Here is a 19,130-nt window from a genome sequence, read left to right as displayed (position 1 = left end):
GGGCGGGGCGGTGAGCCGCGAGACGATCGCGTCGCCGTCGGCGGCGAGGCTGCGCCGACCCGCTTTCTCGATCGGTCTCGCCGATCGGTTCTCGGGTAGCTGGCGCAGCGTGCTGGTCGTCTACCTCGCGTCGCGGCTGTTCTCGACGAGCGTCCTCTTCGCCGTCTACGAGGTCGCGAAACTCGCCGGTGCGACCTTCATCACCCCCGGCAGCGACCGCAGCTTCCTCGACTTCACCTCGTCGTGGGACGCCGACCGGTACCGCACCATCGCGCTGCACGGCTATCCCTCGACCCTGCCGACCGACGCGGCCGGCGAGGTGCTGCCGAACGAGTGGGCGTTCCTGCCGGTCTTCCCGTACCTCTGCCACCTGCTGATGGTCGCCACGGGCATGGACTTCGTCGTCGCCGCCCCTCTGCTCGCCACCGTCTTCGGTGCGGCTGCGGCCGTCGTCCTCCACCGCCTGCTCGTGACGAAGGTCGGACGCACCGGCGCCCTCTGGGCCGTGCTGCTGTTCTGCTTCGGGCCGATGGCCTTCGTCATGTCGGTCGGCTACGCCGAGAGCCTCTTCCTGCTGCTGATGTTCGGCGGTCTGCTCGCCATGCAGCGCCGGAACTACCCGCTCGTGGCGGCGGCGGGCATCGTCGCCTCGTTCGTCCGACCCGGGGCGCTCGCCCTGGCGTTGGCGCTCGGCATCCACCTGATCGTGCGGTGGCACACCGAGCGGGAGCGGCCCGGGGCCCGCACGGCCGCTGCCTCCGCTGCCGCTGCCTCGACCACGTCCTCCGCTTCGACCTCGACCTCGATCACGGGGCACGGCACGGCGGGTGCCGACGCGCCGTCCGCGTCGACGCCGCGGTCCCCCGGTGACGCCGGGACGCGACGGATCGCCGGGATCGGCAGCGCGCCTCCTGCCCTCGTCCTCGCCGCCCGGACGTCGGCCCGTCGTGCCTGGGCCGGGCTGCGCGAGTTCGTCGTCGGTGGACGGATGCCGAAGCGCGAGCTGACGACGATCGTCGTGGCGGGGCTCTCGATGGCCGCGGCGGGACTCGCCTGGCCGGTGGTCGCCCACGTGGTCACGGGCCAGTCCGACGCCTACCTCGAGACCGAGATGGCCTGGTGGGTGGATTACGTCGGCCGTCCGGCGTTCGTGCCGTTGACCCCGTGGTTCCTCCTCGCCGGGCGGTGGCTGGGCATCGGGGGCATCGTGCTCGTGCTGGCCATCATCGCGTCGTTCACCTTCTGGGTGACCCGACGCTCGACGCTGCGGCTCGGTCACGAGGTCGTCGCGTTCACCGCGGGGTTCTTCGCCTACCTCGTCGCGGTGTTCCTGCCCCAGCAGAGCCTGTTCCGCCTGCTCATGCCCCTCAGCCCCCTGCTCGGCACGCCCGCGATCTCGTCGCGACCGTGGGTGCGGCGCTCGATGCTGCTCGGCGGGGCCGCGCTGCAGCCCGTCGCCGTCGTGTTCGTCTTCCTCTTCACCGCACCGTAACCGCCGGCGCGATCCCGGCCCCGACGGGCCGTGCGGCGGCGGGCTGGCGCCGGCGCGCTACGCGGCGGCGGGGGCCAGCTGCATCGCGTCGGCGAGGAGCGCGACCGACCGGAGGCGCGCCTCCGTCGACGAGGCCGAGTGCGCGACGATCAGCTCGTCGGCCTGGGCGGTGCGGGCGAACTGCTCCATGTACTCGCGTGCGTCGCCGGGCGTGCCGACGGCGGTGTAGGTCGTCATGGTCTGGACGTGCTGCCCCACCGGGGTGCGCAGCAGGTGGTCGAGCTCGTCGTCGCCGAACTCGCGGGTGGGGTCGATCTGCCCGCTCTGGCGCAGCAGCATCATGAGGCGCTGACGCTTGACGGCGGCGAACTGCGTGTCGGCGTCGTCCGCGTCGTCGGAGACGATCGCGTTGACGGCGGCGAGCACGTACGGCTCGCTCAGCTGGGTCGACGGCTGGAACTCGCGACGGTAGGCCGAGACGGCGTCCACCAGGTCACCGGGGGCGAAGTGCGAGGCGAAGGCGTAGGGCAGACCGAGGGCGGCGGCGAGCTTGGCACCGAACAGCGACGAACCGAGGATGTACAGCGGCACGTTCGTGCCCGCCCCGGGGACGGCCTGGACGCCGGCGACGCGCGACTCCCCCGCGAGGAACGCCTGCAGTTCGACGACGTCCTGCGGGAAGCGCTCGGACGACGAGGGGTCGCGGCGCATGGCCCGGAACGTGGCCTGGTCGCTGCCGGGGGCTCGGCCGAGGCCGAGGTCGATGCGCCCCGGGTGCAGGGTCTCGAGGGTGCCGAACTGCTCGGCGATGGCGAGCGGCGAGTGGTTCGGGAGCATGACGCCGCCCGAGCCGAGGCGGATGGTCGAGGTCTGGCTCGCGATGTGGGCGATCAACACCGACGTCGCGCTCGAGGCGATGGAGGCCATGTTGTGGTGCTCGGCGTACCAGACCCGCCGGTACCCGCTCGCCTCGGCCTGCTGCGCCAGGGCCACGGAGGCCGCGAAGCTCTCGCGCACGGTCTGACCGGGTGCGACGGGGGCGAGGTCGAGGATCGAGAGGGGAATGCTCATGCGGGGGTGAACAACGACGGTCGTCGCCGTATGCCCGGTCTTGGCGATCGTCAGGTCGAACCGGTCGTCTCGGACGATGGAACGCATCCGCATTCGAGACGTGGTGGGATCGGACGCCAGACGCTGTCGAAACTGGCGAGATCGACCTCGCGGACACCTCCGGCGAGTGCCGGTGGTGCCCCGAGCAGTATCCGGAGCGCCTCCCATGCCGTCATGTTCCCCACCACGCCGGCCAACGGGGCGGCTGAGCCGCCGGGCGAAGAACCCTTCAGAGTTCGCGCGGCACGTCCGTGATCGTCGGCTGTCGCGGCACGGATGCACGACCAGCACGTCGTTCGGCCGGGCAGGACGGTGACACCCGGCACCCCGAGCAGGGCGCCGTACGCGCCTCCGACGATGTGCGGGACACCGACCGCGGTGCTCGCCGTCGCCACGACGTCGGCCACGACGGGCACCGAGGGCTGGTCTGCGCAACTCACGACGAGATCGGCACCCGAGAGCAGGGTCGCGAGCTGTTCCGCGGTGTCCACCCGAGTGCGCCAGACGTCGACGGTGATGTCCGCGTCGATCTCGGCGACTCGCTCTGCGGCTGCGTCGACCTTGACTCGTCCGATGTCTCCGGAATCGAAGAGCACCTGCCGGTTCAGATTGGAGAGTTCGACGACGTCGGGATCGATGAGCACGAGCCTTCCCACCCCAGCCGCGGCCAGCGATTGGACGACCCACGAACCAGCACCACCGACGCCGACCACGACCACGCACGCACCGGTGAGCCGGCTCTGGATCGTCGAGGCGTCGTGTCCTCGAGCGACTGCGGACAGTTCATCGGCCGAGATCATCTCGTCGAACAGCTGCAGCTGACGCGAATGCCTCGTGGCACGGTCGGTGGAAGATGCCTCCGACGCCAGGAAGCGTTCGGATTCGAGGACCTCCAGCACGTCCTCGAGCGCTCCGCGATCAAGCAAGGAAAGCGTCTGGGCGAGCTGCACTGGCGTGCGAGTCCCATCGAGCAGCGGGACGAGGTCCGCCACCCAGGGCTCGACGGAGAAGGTCGACACGACCCGCTCGTACGTTGCCCTGAATTGCAGGCGACCGTCTGCGAGCTGGACGACGATGATGCTGTCTCGCAGACGGGGGCGGGCGGCTGAGCCCGTTCTCGCGTCAGCGCTCATGACGTGCCCCTCAGAATCGTCAGGGGCTCCGTGCGGGAGGCCCGCAGGACCGGCCCCACGGCGGCGATGGCGAGAGCGATCGCCGTCACGCCGACGATTCCCGCGATCGTCACGGGATCGACCACCGGGTCGACCCCCACGCCGAGGAGCCTCGAGACGATCCGCGTCCCGAGTGCTCCCCCGAACGAGCCGAGGAGCAGTCCTGCACTCAGCGACGCCACGGCGATCACGGTGGCGTCCCAGGCGACGAGGGCACCGACGCCGCGACGTCGGCACCCCACGGTGCGGAGCACGGCGAGTTCATCACGCCGCGATTCGACGTCGAGGCTCAGCGTGCTGCTGGCCCCCAGGGCCCCGAGGGCCAGAGTCACCGTCACCGCTGCGAAGAGTCCTGCCGTGAGGGCTGCCGTCTCGGAGGCTGCACGATCCCTCGTCGCCTCGGCGGTGATGACGTCGACACCGGGGACTCCGACCACCTGCGCGGCGACGCGGTCTGACAAGTCGGCGACATCGACCCCTCCGTCTGCCGACACGTCCCACCGAGAGACCCCCGTGACACCGAGTTCGCCCGCCGTCCTGCGGTCGATGACGACCTGTTGCCCCGTGGCCACCGAGGTGAAGAGCCCGACGACTTCGAGGGACACCTGGGTCCCCCCGGCCGACACGACGACCTCATCACCCGGGGCCACCGTCAGGGACTCGGCGACCCCCCTCGGCAGAGCGATGCCCCCACCGGCCCTCAGCAACTCGACACCTCTCGATCCGCCACCGGCGGACCACGCGAGCCCCGACACGTCGAACCAGGTCTCGGGGTCGATCGCCTGGAACGGCACGTCGAGTTCGGCGGACGCCGACAGGACGGTGGCTTCACCGGACACCGACCGCGCGACGTCCCGAACGCCGTCGACGACGACGATCGGCTCGGCGTCGTCCGACAAGGGCACGACCGACGTGACTTGCACGTCGGCCCCGAACTGCCGATCGATCTGTTCCCCTGTCGCGGAGGCGACGGCACCGACGCAGGTGGCGAGCGACACCGCACCGAAGACCACCAGGGTGAGAGCCCCGGTCACCGTCGACCTGCCGCGGGTCGGTCGGCGACGCGCCAGGTCGGCGGCCCACTGGAGCCTGGCCGCGAACGCCGCCAGGGGCGCGATCGCGAGGCGGGAGAGGGCCACCGCACAGACCGCCAGGGCGACCAGGCCCAGAGCGTCGAGGACGGCGCCTGCGTCGAGGGCCCAGATCACCAGCCCCGAGACCGATGCGACCACGGCGACCGCGACGGCTCGTCGCCGTGAGCACGATCCGGGCGAACCGTCTGCGGGTTCGACGCCCCTCACGACGAACGCCGGCGGAATTCGACGGACGTCGGCGACGGCTCGTCGGGCCCCGAGCGTGGCGGAGGTCGCTCCCGCGAGGACGCCGAGACCGACCGAGAGGGTGAGGGTCGGAAGAGACGGAGCCTCCCCGTCCATCCGACTCATCACCACCGCAGCGCCGGCGACGCCGACCGCGACGCCCACGACCGTTCCGGCCGCTGCGACGATGGCGATCTCGGCGCCGACCGACGAGACCAACCACCGTGTGGACGCGCCCGTGGCCCGCAGCACACCGTAGGTACGGCGCCGTGCTCGGACGGCAGCCGTGCTCGCCAGTGAACCGAGCAGTGCCGACACGGCGAGGGCGACCAGAGCGAGCCCTGCCATCACCGCCGTCACGGCCGTTTCGATGGGCCCGAGGCCGTCGGCCACGGCCGACGTGTCCTGGAAGACGGCGCCGGACGGAAGCGCCGCTCGGTGTTCTGCTGCCCAGGTGGACGCGACTGCAGGATCGAGTTCGAGGTCGAGACGGGTGAGGTCACCCTCGAGCCCGAACGCCCTCTGGACGACCTCGAGGTCGGTGAAGAGGTTGTCCCGGGCGAAGACACCCAACAAGCGGGGGTCGACGAGCCCCACCACGTCGAACGAGCGGACGCCCGAGGGAGTCGTCATCGACATTCGACTCCCCAGGGAGGCGCCCATGCGGTCTGCGACATCTGTCGGCACCAGGACCTCGTCCGAGCCCGGTCGAGGAGCTCGACCGTCGGTGACCACCTGGGAGGCGAGTGAGTCCGGCCCGGCCGGGGCCCCGGTCAGGAGGAGGGCCTCGGCCTCACCCGTCGCGCCGACCACGACCGTCTCTCGACTCAGGGTGGGGAGCGACGACACGACTCCGGGATCGGCGGCGAGTGCGTCCACGAGACCCTCGTTGACGAACTCACGATCCACCTCGGGGACGATGCCCACGTCCCCGAACGTGAGTAACGAATCGATTCCGTCGACGACCGTCTGGCGCGCCGTCAGCCCGGTGACGAGTGAGGCCGTGAGAAGGGCGACCCCCAAGGCTGCCGTGAGGGCGGTGAGTCCTGCCCGCCGCCGTCCGTCAGCGATGTTCCGCCAACCAAGCGCGAACGCGTTCTTCATGGGCCCTCCCCTCGACGCTGTCGATCGTGGCCGCCGGTGTGAAGCGTTCGTCGGCGATGACTCGGCCGTCTCGCAGGACGATGATCCTGTCGGCGATGCAGGCGGTCTCGAGGTCATGGGTGACTACCACGACCGCTGACGCCTGGTCGTCGACGACCATGCCCCGGAGCAGCCTCAGGACATCCCGTGAGGTCGCACTGTCGAGCGCGCCGGTCGGCTCGTCGGCGAGGACGAGAGACGGACGGGAGAAGAGCGCTCGAGCCAGGGCCACACGCTGGGCCTCTCCGCCCGACAAGGTGGCCGGACGGGCCGATCCGAGACCGTCGAGGCCGAGTTCGTCGAGCAGCGCGTGCGCTCGATCCGCCCATTCCGAGCGGCGTCTTCCCGCGACGAGTGACGTGAGCGCGACATTCTCGAGCACCGACAGGGTCGGGACGAGGTGGGAGTCCTGGAAGACGAATCCGATGCGATCTCTTCGCAGGACGGTGCGCTCCGCCTCGGAGAGGGAAGAAAGTGTCATTCCGTCGAAGACGATCTGACCGTGATTGGGGGTGTCGAGAGCACCGACCATCTGCACCAGAGTCGACTTGCCCGAGCCGGAGCGACCGACGATCGCGATGATCTCGCCCTCGTGAAGGTCCAACGAGACACGGTCAACGGCGGGCGGTCTCCCACCTCGGCTCTCGAAGAGCCGTGACACTTCTCGGATCTCGACGAGCGGAACCGTGCTCATGCCGCCGACTCCGTCCGCATCAGATCGAAGTCGGTCCACATCTCCCAGTCGCCGGCGCGGCCGTCGAGGATGAGCCTCTCGATGAGTCGCCACAACGCGACCGTCGACCCCTGGACCTCGACGTCATCTGTCGGGGCGGGAATCGCCGGGTGGATCGTCAGGACGAAGTGAGCTTCTCCCGTCCGGTCGAGGTGCATCGGCAGCATGGCTGCGCCCGCGGCACGACTCATGAGGGCCGGCCCCTGCGGTGCGACGACGGAAGCCCCCAGGAACGGGACGACGGTGTGGTGACGGCCTCGGCCTCTGGGATCGTATTCGGGGAACATTGCGAAGACGAGCCCGTCCTTGAGCGCTCGGAGCCCCTTTCGGAAGGTCGCGTCGTCGTCGATGGCGAAGGCGTCGACATCGAGAGAGGGAAACGCCCGATCCCGGAGCTCGTCGAAGTTCATCCTGTTGAAGACGAAGCGCGTGGGGTGTCGGTGCGCGATGATCGGCGGGACGACGTAGGACGCCCCGAAGTGCAGGGGCAAGGCCAGGGCGCCACGGCCGTGCTCCCTCGCCTCCTCGAGGTGCTCGCCGCCACGAACCTCGACGACCTCGTCCAGCCGAGCTCGGTCGTCGAGCCACAGCGTGACGAACGTCGACTCGAATTGCATCCGAGGCCCGTAGTCGCCATATCGCCCCGCTGCAGCGTCGATGTCGACGGAGGCGAGACCTGGCAAGCCCCCCATGGCGGCACGGGCCTTGGCCGCCATGCCGGCGCTCGTGTCGGACGGGTCGGCGATCGAGTCGTAGGCGGGCAGGTCGAACCGGGCGATGTCGTTCATGAGTCGCCACGCGGCAGCGGGCCCGGCGGCGCGGAGCGCCGACCAAAGACGTTCGTATCGGACGACCTCGAAGAGGGTGAAGATGGGAAGGGACATGTCGACTTTCGGGAGATGCGGTCACCGGACTGACGGGGAAGGCGGACCGCCCGATGGGCGGCCCGCCCCGGATGTCAGGTGCAGAGGCATCCGCCGTTGCAGCGTGCTGCGCTACCCGGCTTGAGCGTCGTGCTCTCGATTTTCTTCATGCGTTCCCTCCTCCCACGTCGAGTCGACGAGACACCTCCGAGTCTCGGCATCGGCAGCTCGACTCGAAAGTCACGGCCGTCACGAAGTCACCACGCATCCGTCATGTCGACGTCATGAGACATACTGGTCACGAAGTCGATGACGAGTAGGGGGATGCCATGTCGACCGACGGGCCGATCGACGTGTGCGTGGTCGCCGACGAGGTGCTGACGCGGTCGGCGATCGAGGCGTGCATCCGTGTGACGCCGGGGCTGAAAGCTGTCGCGATCCACGATTCCGCGAAGCCCTGCTCCGAACCAGGGCCACCCCCGCGGAGCGTGCTGGTCATCGACGCCGACGACCACCCCGACGTCGTGGACGCCGCCCGGCGACTGCGCGAGGGGCACGACGCCGTCGTCGTCCTGGGTCGCCGCTTACCCGCCGTGCTCGTCCGTCAGATCGTCCAGTCGGGCATCGACGCGGTCGTCTCGAAGCGGGCGAGCATCGACGAACTCCTCGCCGTCGTCCGGCGAACGGCTGCCGGAGAAGACCACGTCGACCCGAGGTTGGCGGCCACGGTCCTCCGCGCCGAGGCGTGCCCGCTCACGGCACGCGAGCGTGACGTCCTGCGCCTCGTCGACCGGTCGCTCTCGACCAGACGGTGCGCCGCCGAGCTGCACCTCGCCGAGGGCACGGTGCGCAACCTGATCTCGTCCGCCGTCCGCAAGGTCGGGGCGCCCGACCGCGGACGGGCCGCCTCGGACGCGCGAGATCTCGGTTGGATCTAGACCCGCGCCTCCTCGGGGCAGACGCGGTCGAGCAGGCCCGGCCATCGCGACGACGAATGGTCCCGCACCGTCGTTCGCCGTGGGGCGAAGGACGATCCGGGACCACTCGATGCGCGAGCCGCGCGAGCCGCGCGAACCGCGCGAGCCGGCCGCGAGGCCTACAGGCCGCGGGCGAGGCGGTGGTACGCGGCGTTCCAGGCGACCTCGTGACGGAAGTCGCGGATGCGGGTGTCCTCGTCGATCACGAGCAGCTCGGTCTCGACGATGCGGGCGAGGTCCTCGAAGGCCTCGAGCCCGACCGCGGTCGACATGACCGTGTGGTGGGCGGCGCCGGCCGTCAGCCACGCCTCGGCCGACACGGCGAACGACGGACGGGGCTTCCACACCGCGCGCCCCACCGGGAGGTTCGGCAGGTCCTCGTCGGGGTCGACCACGTCGACCACGTTGACCGTCAGGCGGAAGCGGTCGCGCACGTCGCTCATCGCGACGACGACGGCCGGGCCGGGGTCGGCGGAGAAGACCAGGCGCACCGGGTCGTCCTTGCCGCCGATGCCGAGCGCGTGCACCTCGAGGGAGGCGCGCCCCGACGTCAGCGCCGGGCTGACCTCGAGCATGTGCGCCCCGAGGATCTTCTCCTCGCCGGGCACCAGGTGGTACGTGTAGTCCTCCATCAAGGAGGCGCCACCCGGCAGCCCGGCGCCCATCACGTTGGCCGCACGCACCAGCACCGAGGTCTTCCAGTCGCCCTCGGCACCGAAGCCGTAGCCCTCGGCCATCAGGCGCTGGACCGCGAGGCCGGGCAGCTGCTTGAGTGCACCCAGGTCTTCGAAGTTCGTCGTGAAGGCACTGAACCCGCCCTCTTCGAGGAACGAGCGCAGACCGATCTCGATCGCCGCACCGTCCCGCAGCGACTGGTGACGCTCGCCGCCCGCCCGCAGCGCGGGGACCACGTCGTACTCGGCCTCGTAGACCGCGACGAGCTCGTCGATCGCCGTCTCGGACGCCGCGGCGACGGCCTCGGCCAGTTCGTTGACGCCCCAGGTGTTGACCTGGACGCCGAAGGCCAGCTCGGCCTCGGTCTTGTCGCCCTCGGTCACGCCGACGAAGCGCATGTTGTCGCCGAAGCGTGCCAGCTTGAGCGAGCGCATGGCCGAGGCGCCCGCGGCGGCGCGCATCCAGGTGCCGACCTGCTGCTGCACGCGCGGATCGCTGACGTGGCCGACGACGGTCTTGCGGGGCACCCCGAGACGGGTCTGCATGTAGCCGAACTCGCGGTCGCCGTGGGCGGCCTGGTTGAGGTTCATGAAGTCGAAGTCGATGTCGGCCCAGGGCAGCGCAACGTTGGCCTGCGTGTGCAGGTGCAGCAGCGGCTTGCGCAGGGCGTCGAGGCCGCCGATCCACATCTTGGCCGGGCTGAAGGTGTGCATCCAGGCCGTGACGCCGATGACCGAGTCGTCGAGGTTCGCCTCGAGCATCGTGCGACGGATCGCGTCGGCGTCGGTCAGGACGGGCTTCCAGACGAGGCGCACGGGCACGTCGGAGGCGGCGGCGAGTTCGTCGGCGATGGCACGCGACTGGTCGGCGACCTGCTGGAGCGTCTCTTCGCCGTAGAGGCCCTGGCTGCCGGTGAGGAACCAGACCTCGCGCGAGGCGAGGAAGGCGGTGGGGTCGAGGGTGTCGTTCGTCACTTCAGTTCTCCTGCGGGTGCTTGTCCGTAGACGTTCTGGTACCGGTCGAAGAGGGCGTCGATGCTCTCTGCCGGGATGGGGATGGGTTCGCCGAGCTGGCGGGTGATGTGGACGGTGCGGGCCACGTCCTCGGTCATGACGGCGGCCTTGACCGCGTCGCGGGCGTCCTTGCCGATCGTGAAGACGCCGTGGTTCTGCATCAGCACGGCCCGGCTGCGGTGCCCCTCGAGCGTCGCGACGATGCCGCGGCCGATCGAGTCGTCGCCGATGATCGCGAACGGCCCCACGGGGATCTCGCCGCCGAACTCGTCGGCCATCGCCGTGATCACGCACGGGATCGCCTCGCCGCGCGCGGCCCAGGCCGTGGCGTAGGTCGAGTGCGTGTGCACGACTCCCCCGACGTGCGGCATGGTGCGGTAGACGTAGGCGTGGGCGGCGGTGTCGCTGGACGGACTGCGATCGCTGCCCGGCGTCCCCTCGACCACGGTGCCGTCGAGGCGGCAGAGAATCTGGTTCTCGGCCGTGAGGTCGTCGTAGAGCACCCCGCTGGGCTTGATCACGAAGAGGTCGGTGCCGGGCACGCGACCCGACACGTTGCCGCCCGTCCAGACGACGAGCCCGTAGCGCACGAGCTCGGCGTGCAGGGTGGCGACGTCTTCTCGTGTGGCGTCGATGGCCGCCTGCGTCGAGCGGTCGATCCAGCCGGTCATGCGGTCACCTGCGCGTCGCTCGTGGCGGAGGCCGTGGCGTCCTGCTCGACGGCATCCGTGCCTCCACCGCCCTCGGTCGTCGCCGAGGGAGCCGAGGAGGCGCGGGTCGCCTCGCGACGCATCGCCCGCAGGCGGTGCATCACGTCGTTGCCGCCCCGACCGAACCAGTCGTGCAGCAGGAGGTACTCGGCGTACAACGCGTCGTAGGCGTCGGCGGCGGCCTCGTCGGGGACGTAGGTCGCCCGGTCGACGCTGCCCATGGCCTCGGCCGCCGAGCGGATGTCGGGGTAGGCGCCCGCGGCGACGGCGGCGTGGATGGCCGACCCGAGGGCCGGGCCCTGCTCGCTCGTGATGGTCGAGATCGGCAAGCGCAGCACGTCGCTGTAGGTCTGCATGAGGTGGGCGTTCTTGAGCAGGCCGCCCGCGGCGATGAACTCGGTGACGGGCACGCCCGACTCCTCGAAGGCCTGGACGATGCGGCGCGTGCCGAACGCCGTGGCCTCGAGCAAGGCCCGGTAGCCCTCTTCGGGCGTCGTGCTGAGCGTCTGGCCGACGATGACGCCGCTCAGCTCGTGGTCGACGAGCACCGAACGGTTGCCGCTGTGCCAGTCGAGGGCCACGAGGCCGTGGGCCCCGACGGGCTGCTCGTAGGCGAGGTCGGTGAGGTGCTGGTGCACGCTCTTGCCGGCCGCCGCGGCGTCGTCGACCGACGACTGCGGCACCTGGTTCTTCACGTACCAGGCGAAGATGTCGCCGACGCCGGACTGACCGGCCTCGTAGCCGTAGAGGCCGTCGACGATGCCCCCGTCGACGACGCCGCACATGCCGGGCACCTCGGCGAGCTTGTCGCCGTTCATGACGTGGCAGGTGCTCGTGCCCATGATGGCGACCATCTGGCCGGGCTGCGTGGCCTTGGCGGCCGGGGCCGTGACGTGCGCGTCGACGTTGCCGACGGCCACGGCGATGCCCTCGGGCAGTCCGGTCCAGCCGGCGGCCTCGGCCGTCAGCGTGCCCGCGACGTCGCCCAGGGCGCCGATCTCGTGCACGACCTTGGTCTCGGCGAAGTCGGCGAAGTCGGGGTTGAGGGCGGCGAGGAACTCGCGGCTGGGGTACTCGCCGTCCTGGTAGATGCCCTTGTACCCGGCGGTGCAGGCGTTGCGCACGTAGCGGCCGCTGAGCTGCCAGACGATCCAGTCGGCGGCCTCGACCCAGTGCTCGGTCGAGGCGTAGACCTCGGGGTCCTCTTCGAGCAGCTGCAGCCCCTTGGCGAACTCCCACTCGCTCGAGATGAGCCCGCCGTACCGGGGCAGCCACGACTCGCCCCGCGACGCGGCCAGCTCGTTGATGCGGTCGGCCTGGCCTTGCGCGGCGTGGTGACGCCACAGCTTGACGAACGCGTGCGGGCGGTCGGCGAAGCGGTCGAGCTCGTTGAGCGGGGTGCCGTCGGCGGTGGTCGGCACCATGGTGCAGGCCGTGAAGTCGGTGCCGATGCCGACGACCGCGGCGGGGTCGACGCCCGACGCGCGGAGGGCCTCGGGAACGGCGTTCTTCAGCACGTCGACGTAGTCGGACGGCACCTGCAGGGCCCAGTCGGCGGGGAGGCGCTCGCCCGTTCCGGGCAGCGTGCGGTCGACGACCGCGTGCGGGTACTCGAACGTGGCGCTGGCCAGTTCGGCGCCGTCGCGCACGCGCACGACGACCGCGCGGCCGCTGAGCGTGCCGTAGTCGACGCCGACGACGTACGTCTCGGCCGAGGCGCCGGCGGGGTCGGGGGCCGCGGGCGACGGGTCGGAGGGGATGGCGGTCTCAGCCATGGAACGTCCTTGTCCTGATGCGAAAGTGAGCGCTCACATTCTCACATGAGCGAGTGGGACCGTGCAATCTCGCACGGGCGGGTCGGGGTCGGTCAGCGGGCCGGGGCCGCCGTCGAGCGGCGGACGACGAGCTCGGGGTCGAGTGCCGCCACGGGCGCCTCGTCGCCGGCGAGCACGGCCTCGACGGTCGTCATGAGTCGGCGCCCGAGCGCCTCGAAGTCCTGCCGGACGGTGGTCAGCGGCGGGACGAAGTGTTCGGCCTCGGGGATGTCGTCGAAGCCGACGATGCTCACGTCGCGCGGCACGACCCGACCGGCGTCGACGTACGCGTGCACGACGCCGAGCGCCATCTGGTCGTTGCCGCAGAACACGGCCGTGACGTCGTCGCGCCCGGCCAGCTCTCGGCCGATGCGATGACCGGAGCCCGGGGTCCAGTCGCCGCGCAGCAGCACCGTCGAGTCGACGCCGAGCCGTTCACAGGCCTCGCGCCAGCCCCGCTCGCGGTCGCGGCCGTCCATCCACCCGTCGGGCCCCGCGACGTGGGCGATGCGGCGGTGACCGAGCGAGACGAGGTGCTCGACGGCCGCCTCGGCCCCGGCGGCCTGGTCGAACGAGACCGTGTGGTGGCCGTCCTCGGCCTCGCTGTCGGCGGTGACCAGCGGCACCGACACCCCGGAACGCCGCAGCACCTCGAGGGCCTCGGCGTCGGGCGCGATGAGCACGATGGCCGCCACGTTCTGGCCCACCAAGGAGTCGAGGGCCTGCCGCATGCCCTGCCGGTCGTCGACGTCGAGGGTGGCCATCGACACCTGGTACCCGGCTCGTCGGGCGGCACCGTTGAAGCCGTGCATCGTGCTCGACGGCCCGTAGAACGGGAACCCCGTGCTGATCACGCCGAGCGACCTCGTCTTGCGGCTGGCCAGCGCCCGGGCGGTGAGGCTCGGCCGGTAGTGGAGCTCGTCGATGGCGACGTCGACCTTGGCCTTGGTGGCGGGACGGACCGTCGGGTCGCCGTTGACGACCCGCGAGACGGTCTGGTGCGAGACGCCGGCTGCGGCCGCGACGTCGAAGAGGGTTGCCACGAGGTGATCCTAGTTCGGTTCGGTTTTCGGGACGGTGGCGTCGTGTGCGGCCGGCCCGCGCCTCCTGCGGTCTGGTCGGTGCCCGCCGGGGGCGGGGAGACGAGGAGGCGCGGCTCCCGTGACCGGGAACCGCGCCTCTCGCGGATGGTGGCCGCTCGTTACTTGCCGGACGAGGCGGCGCGACGCTTGTTGAAGACGTCGAACGCGACCGCGGCGAGCAGCACGAGGCCCTTGATCAGGGACTGGTACTCGGTGCCGACGCCGAGGATCGACATGCCGTTGTTCAGGATGCCGATGATGAGACCACCGACGATGGCGCCGGTGACCGTGCCGATGCCGCCGGTGACGGCGGCGCCACCGATGAACACGGCCGCGATGGCGTCGAGCTCGAACCCGTTGCCGGCGCTGGGGCTGGCGAGGTTCAGCTGGCCGGTGAAGACGACGCCGGCCAGGGCGGCGATGACGCCCATGTTGACGAAGAGCAGGAACGTGACGCGCTTCGTCTTGACGCCGGACAGCTCGGCGGCGTGCAGGTTGCCACCGATGGCGTAGACGTGACGGCCGAACACCGAGTTCTTCATGATCATCGAGTACGCGACGACGAGCACCGCGAGCACGACCAGGACGATCGGGGTGCCCGAGTAGCTGGCGAGCAGGAACCCGACGTACATGACCAGGGCGACCGTGAAGACCATCTTGGTGATGAACCACAGGAAGGGCTCGTCCTCGAGCTGGTACTTGCGACGCGTGGCACGGCCGCGGAGGCCGGTGCCGATGAGGGCCAACGAGGCGACGGCGCCGAGGACGAGCGTCAGCGGCTCGTACCCGGTCGTGCCGAAGGCGGGCAGGAAGCCCGACCCGATGTCGCGGAACCCCTGGGGGAAGGGCGAGATCTGCTGGCTTTGGAGGGCGATCTGGGCGGCACCGCGGAACGCGAGCATGCCGGCCAGGGTGACGATGAACGCCGGGATGCCGAAGTAGGCGATCCAGAAGCCCTGCCAGGCCCCGACCAGGGCGCCGAGCACGAGGCAGAGCACGACGGCGAGCGGCCAGGGCAGGCCCCACTGGGTGATCATGACGCCGGCCATGGCGCCGGTGAAGGCGACGATGGAGCCGACCGAGAGGTCGATGTGGCCGGCGATGATGACCATCACCATGCCGATGGCCAGGATCAGGATGTAGCTGTTCTGGACCACCAGGTTCGACACGTTGATCGGTGCCAGCGTGATGCCGTTCGTGGTGACCTGGAAGAACAGCACGATGACGATCAGCGCGATGAACAGGCCGATCTGGCGCAGCTGCCCGCCGAGGTACGAGACGGCACCCGTGATCGGGTTGCCGCCCGAACCGGACTGCGGCTGACGGGAGGTGGGCGACCCGCCCGTGGGCTTCGGGTCGGTGGCCTGGGTGGGGCTAGGCGCGCTCATTGACGGGGCTCTCTCGTTCGAGGGTCATGTACTTCAGGAGGAATTCGGGGGTCGCCTCGGCGATCGGCACGTCGGCCGTGATGCGCCCCTCCGAGAGGGTGTAGATGCGGTCGCAGATGCCGAGCAGCTCGGGCAGTTCGGACGAGATGACGATGACGCCCTTGCCCGCGTCGGCGAGCTGGTTGATGATCGTGTAGATCTCGTACTTCGCGCCGACGTCGATGCCACGGGTGGGCTCGTCGAGGATGAGCACGTCCGGGTCGGCGTACATCCACTTCGACAGCACGACCTTCTGCTGGTTGCCCCCCGAGAGCTTTCCCGTCACCGACGCCACGGTGGGCGCCTTGATGTTCATGCTCTTGCGGAAGCGCTCGGCGACGGTGCTCTCTTCGGACCGGTTGACGAAGCCCCAGTTGGCGAGCTTGCCGAGGGCCGAACCGGACACGTTGCGCGTGATGTCGTCGATCAGGTTGAGGCCGTACTTCTTGCGGTCCTCGGTGGCGTAGGCGAGACCCGCGGCGATGGCCTTGCTGACCGTCGACGTGTCGATCTTCTCGCCGCGCTTGTAGACGGTGCCCGAGATGCCGGTGCCGTAGCTCTTGCCGAAGACGCTCATCGCGAGTTCGGTGCGTCCGGCACCCATCAGCCCGGCGATGCCGACGATCTCGCCGGCCTTCACGGCCAGGTTGGCCTGGTGGATGATCTCGCGCGTCGAGTCGAGGGGGTGGTGGACGGTCCAGTCCTCGATGCGCAGCAGCTCGTCGCCGACCTTCGACTCGTGGGCCGGGTAGCGGCTCTCGAGGTCACGGCCGACCATGCCCTTGATGATGCGGTCCTCGGACACCTCGTCGGCGTGCATGTCGAGGGTCTCGATCGTCTTGCCGTCGCGGATGATCGTCACCTTGTCGGCGATCGCCTTGATCTCGTTGAGCTTGTGGCTGATGATGATCGACGTGATGCCCTGCCCCTGCAGGCTCTTGATCAGGTCGAGCAGGTGGGCCGAGTCGTCGTCGTTCAGGGCGGCGGTGGGCTCGTCGAGGATGAGGATCTTCACGCGCTTCGAGAGCGCCTTGGCGATCTCGACCAGCTGCTGCTTGCCGACTCCGATGTCGACCACCTTGGTGACCGGGTTGTCGCGCAGGCCGACGCGGGCCAGCAGGCCGGCGGCGTCGAGGTTGGTCTTGTTCCAGTCGATGAAGCCGTTCTTGGCCTGCTCGTTGCCGAGGAAGATGTTCTCGGCGATCGAGAGGAACGGGCTGAGCGCCAGCTCTTGGTGGATGATGACGACGCCCGCGGCCTCGGAGTCGTTGATGTTCTTGAAGTCGACGGGCTGGCCGTCGAGCAGGATCTGGCCGTCGAACGAGCCACTGGGGTAGACGCCCGAGAGCACCTTCATGAGCGTCGACTTGCCGGCGCCGTTCTCGCCGCAGATCGCGTGGACCTGGCCGCGCTCGACCTCGAGCGTGACGTCCTGCAGGGCCTTGACGCCGGGGAACGTCTTGGTGATCTCCCGCATCTCGAGGATCGTGTTCGCCACGTGTTCCTTCTTCCGTGTGTCGGGTGGGTGCCGCTGGGGAGCAGAGAAGCGAGGAGGCGCTGGTCGGCGACCGGCGCCTCCTCGGTTCTCGCAGGGGAGGGACCTACTTGAGGTCGGCCTCGGTGTAGTAGCCGCTGTCGATCAGGACCTCTTTGTAGTTGTCCTTCGTGACGATGGTCGGCTGGAAGAGGTACGTCGGGACGACCTTCACGCCGTTGTCGTACGTCTTGTCGTCGTTCGTCTCGGGCGTCTTGCCGGTGAGCAGGTCGTCGGCCATCACCACGGACTGGTCGGCGAGCTGACGCGTGTCCTTGTAGATGGTCGAGTACTGCTGACCCTCGATGATCGACTTGACCGAGGCGGCCTCGGCGTCCTGGCCGGTGATGACCGGGAGGGCGTCGCTGGTGTAGCCGGCACCCTCGAGCGCCGAGATGATGCCGATCGAGATGCCGTCGTAGGGCGAGAGCACGCCGTCGAGCTTGGTGCCGCCCGAGTAGGTCGACGCGATCAGGTTCTGCATGCGGGCCTTGGCGGTGGCCGGGTCCCATGCCGCGGTGGCGGCCTGCGTGAACTGGTCCTGACCGGAGCCGATGGTCAGCGAACCGTCTTCGATGTAGGGCTTGAGGGTGTCCATCGCGCCGTTGAAGAAGAAGGTGGCGTTGTTGTCGTCCGAGCTGCCGGCGAAGACCTCGATGGTCTTGGGCGAGGCGCCGTCGACCTTCTTGCCGTCGGCGTCGGCGAGGCCGAGACCGGTCAGGAGGCTGGTGCCCTGGTCGACGCCGACCTTGTAGTTGTCGAACGAGACGTAGTAGTCGACGTTCTCGTTGCCCGTCAGCAGGCGGTCGTACGAGATGACCTTGATGCCGGCCTTTGCGGCCGAGTCGAGCTGGTCGCTGAGCGAGCCACCGTCGATCGAGGCGACGATGAGGACCTTCGCGCCCTTGGTGATCATGTTGCTGATCTGCTGGACCTGCTGGGGGATCTTGTTGTCGGCGTACTCGAGGTCGACCTTGTAGCCCTTGTCCTCGAGGGCGCTCTTGACGGCGTCGCCGTCCTTGATCCAGCGCTCGGACACCTTGGTGGGCATCGCGACGCCGACCAGCGCACCGGCGTTGTCGCCGCTGCTGCTGCCGCCGGCGTCACCGCCGCGTCCGCCGCCGCCGCCGGAGCAGGCGGCCAGGGAGAATGCCATGCCGACGGCGACGATGCCGACGAGGAGCTTTTTCTTCACGGTTGTTCCATTCGTGTCAGGTGTCATCTCGACGGCGTCGTCGATGACGGGTGATGGTGCTGTGAGGGGATCTCTGTGGTGCGGGCGCTCGACGGCTCGGGTGGCCGGGGACGCGCCGGGCCGACGGGTGCGCGAGGCCTGCCCGTCGGGGCTGAGGGGACGTCAGGCCGGGGCGACCGCGAGGAGGCGCGGGGCGGGCGACGTGCGGACGGCCCGGTGGGCGGCCGGGCGGCGGAGGGAGGAGCTGTTCACGGTTGACCTCTTCGTCAGGAAACGTGTGGCTGGGGTGTCGCGGAGTGGAGCAGGATGGCCCGTCGCGGGGACGGTCGAGCGCTGACCTGAGAATGTGAGCGCTCACATCGGTGGTGCTGGGCAATACTGAACGAGGTCCAGGTGCTTGTCAAGTCGGTCGGTGCCCGGCGTGTCGCGACAGGATTTACACGTTCGCCACACGCCGTTCACGCGCGTGAGCGGTCGTCACGTCACAGTGTGCCCATGATCACCGCGACCGCGACCGTCCACACGGCGCACGACGCCGCCGGCCTGTTCTGGTTGTCGCGCCGCCTGCTCGCCGAGCACCGGGCCGCGAAGGTCGAGGTGGGCCAGTACCTCGTGCAGCTCGCCGACGCCGGGACCGTGCTGCTCACCGAGCTGCCCGAGGCCCTGCGGTTCGACGTCGTCGTCCGGGACGAGCTGACGGCACGCCGCACGCGCCGGGCGCTCGAGGCCGCCCTCGAACGCTGCCTGCCCGGCACGGTGTCGGCCATGACCTGGCAGACCGAACCCGTCGCCGTCTGAGGGCGGCCCGGCGCGACTCCCCCGAACCAGCGCGACACCCCGGGTTCGTGGGGTGTCGTGCTGGTTCGGAGGT

General features: G+C 69.9%; 15 protein-coding genes. 3 read left to right on the top strand and 12 right to left on the bottom strand.

Going from position 1 to position 19,130, the window contains the following annotated elements; all coding sequences use genetic code 11:
* The first annotated feature begins 10 nt into the window (after positions 1–10).
* A complete protein-coding gene (locus IFT79_RS12445) occupies positions 11–1,492 on the top strand; it encodes a mannosyltransferase family protein (RefSeq protein ID WP_192124476.1) in 1,482 nt (493 codons plus the stop codon).
* Between the two features lie 57 nt (positions 1,493–1,549).
* Here the strand turns inward: IFT79_RS12445 and IFT79_RS12440 are convergent, their stop codons facing one another.
* The 5 genes from IFT79_RS12440 to IFT79_RS12420 form a co-directional block, all read right to left on the bottom strand.
* Positions 1,550–2,563, bottom strand: a complete 1,014-nt coding sequence (locus IFT79_RS12440) for an LLM class flavin-dependent oxidoreductase (RefSeq protein WP_056047824.1) — start codon at positions 2,561–2,563, stop codon at positions 1,550–1,552.
* 50 nt (positions 2,564–2,613) lie between these two features.
* Positions 2,614–3,594 carry a ThiF family adenylyltransferase gene (locus IFT79_RS12435; RefSeq protein ID WP_207116410.1) on the bottom strand — a complete coding sequence of 327 codons (981 nt, stop codon included), beginning with the start codon at positions 3,592–3,594 and terminating at the stop codon, positions 2,614–2,616.
* A 137-nt stretch (positions 3,595–3,731) separates the two neighbouring features.
* Positions 3,732–6,197 carry an ABC transporter permease gene (locus IFT79_RS12430; RefSeq protein WP_192124474.1) on the bottom strand — a complete coding sequence of 822 codons (2,466 nt, stop codon included), beginning with the start codon at positions 6,195–6,197 and terminating at the stop codon, positions 3,732–3,734.
* Complete coding sequence (locus IFT79_RS12425) at positions 6,157–6,840, bottom strand: ABC transporter ATP-binding protein (protein ID WP_199859676.1); 684 nt, start codon at positions 6,838–6,840, stop codon at positions 6,157–6,159. Before IFT79_RS12425 ends, IFT79_RS12430 begins: the two co-directional genes overlap by 41 nt.
* A gap of 86 nt (positions 6,841–6,926) precedes the next feature.
* Positions 6,927–7,685 (bottom strand): lysophospholipid acyltransferase family protein, encoded by a 759-nt coding sequence (locus tag IFT79_RS12420; protein WP_158612863.1) that lies wholly within the window; start codon positions 7,683–7,685, stop codon positions 6,927–6,929.
* 476 nt (positions 7,686–8,161) lie between these two features.
* On the opposite strand from IFT79_RS12420, the gene IFT79_RS12415 reads away from it, so the two are divergent.
* Positions 8,162–8,770, top strand: coding sequence for a response regulator transcription factor (locus IFT79_RS12415; RefSeq protein WP_192124472.1), 609 nt, complete (start codon positions 8,162–8,164; stop codon positions 8,768–8,770).
* A 158-nt stretch (positions 8,771–8,928) separates the two neighbouring features.
* On the opposite strand, the gene araA is transcribed toward IFT79_RS12415, so the two are convergent.
* The 7 genes from araA to chvE all read right to left on the bottom strand — a co-directional run bounded on the left by araA (position 8,929) and on the right by chvE (position 18,286).
* Positions 8,929–10,458, bottom strand: coding sequence for an L-arabinose isomerase (gene araA, locus IFT79_RS12410; RefSeq protein WP_123570588.1), 1,530 nt, complete (start codon positions 10,456–10,458; stop codon positions 8,929–8,931).
* Positions 10,455–11,168, bottom strand: a complete 714-nt coding sequence (locus IFT79_RS12405; protein WP_043595113.1) for an L-ribulose-5-phosphate 4-epimerase — start codon at positions 11,166–11,168, stop codon at positions 10,455–10,457. The genes araA and IFT79_RS12405 overlap by 4 nt, the downstream gene beginning before the upstream one ends.
* Positions 11,165–12,982 (bottom strand): ribulokinase, encoded by a 1,818-nt coding sequence (gene araB / locus IFT79_RS12400; protein WP_192124470.1) that lies wholly within the window; start codon positions 12,980–12,982, stop codon positions 11,165–11,167. Before araB ends, IFT79_RS12405 begins: the two co-directional genes overlap by 4 nt.
* Positions 12,983–13,074: 92 nt before the next feature.
* Positions 13,075–14,064 carry a LacI family DNA-binding transcriptional regulator gene (locus tag IFT79_RS12395; RefSeq protein WP_056046729.1) on the bottom strand — a complete coding sequence of 330 codons (990 nt, stop codon included), beginning with the start codon at positions 14,062–14,064 and terminating at the stop codon, positions 13,075–13,077.
* A gap of 158 nt (positions 14,065–14,222) precedes the next feature.
* Complete coding sequence (gene mmsB, locus IFT79_RS12390; RefSeq protein WP_082460334.1) at positions 14,223–15,491, bottom strand: multiple monosaccharide ABC transporter permease; 1,269 nt, start codon at positions 15,489–15,491, stop codon at positions 14,223–14,225.
* Entirely contained in the window at positions 15,478–17,028 is a 1,551-nt protein-coding gene (gene mmsA, locus IFT79_RS12385; RefSeq protein ID WP_192124468.1) for a multiple monosaccharide ABC transporter ATP-binding protein, read from the bottom strand. The genes mmsB and mmsA overlap by 14 nt, the downstream gene beginning before the upstream one ends.
* A 103-nt stretch (positions 17,029–17,131) precedes the next feature.
* Positions 17,132–18,286, bottom strand: a complete 1,155-nt coding sequence (gene chvE, locus IFT79_RS12380) for a multiple monosaccharide ABC transporter substrate-binding protein (protein ID WP_056046734.1) — start codon at positions 18,284–18,286, stop codon at positions 17,132–17,134.
* A 468-nt stretch (positions 18,287–18,754) separates the two neighbouring features.
* Here chvE and IFT79_RS12375 point away from each other — a divergent pair, with 468 nt between their 5' ends.
* On the top strand, positions 18,755–19,057 hold the full coding sequence (locus tag IFT79_RS12375; protein WP_056046737.1) for a hypothetical protein: 303 nt from the start codon (positions 18,755–18,757) through the stop codon (positions 19,055–19,057).
* The last annotated feature ends 73 nt before the right edge of the window (positions 19,058–19,130 follow it).

It is taken from the genome of Frigoribacterium sp. CFBP 8759 (assembly GCF_014841655.1).
Lineage (GTDB): Bacteria > Actinomycetota > Actinomycetes > Actinomycetales > Microbacteriaceae > Frigoribacterium.
This window is presented reverse-complemented; position numbering and strand designations above follow the sequence as displayed.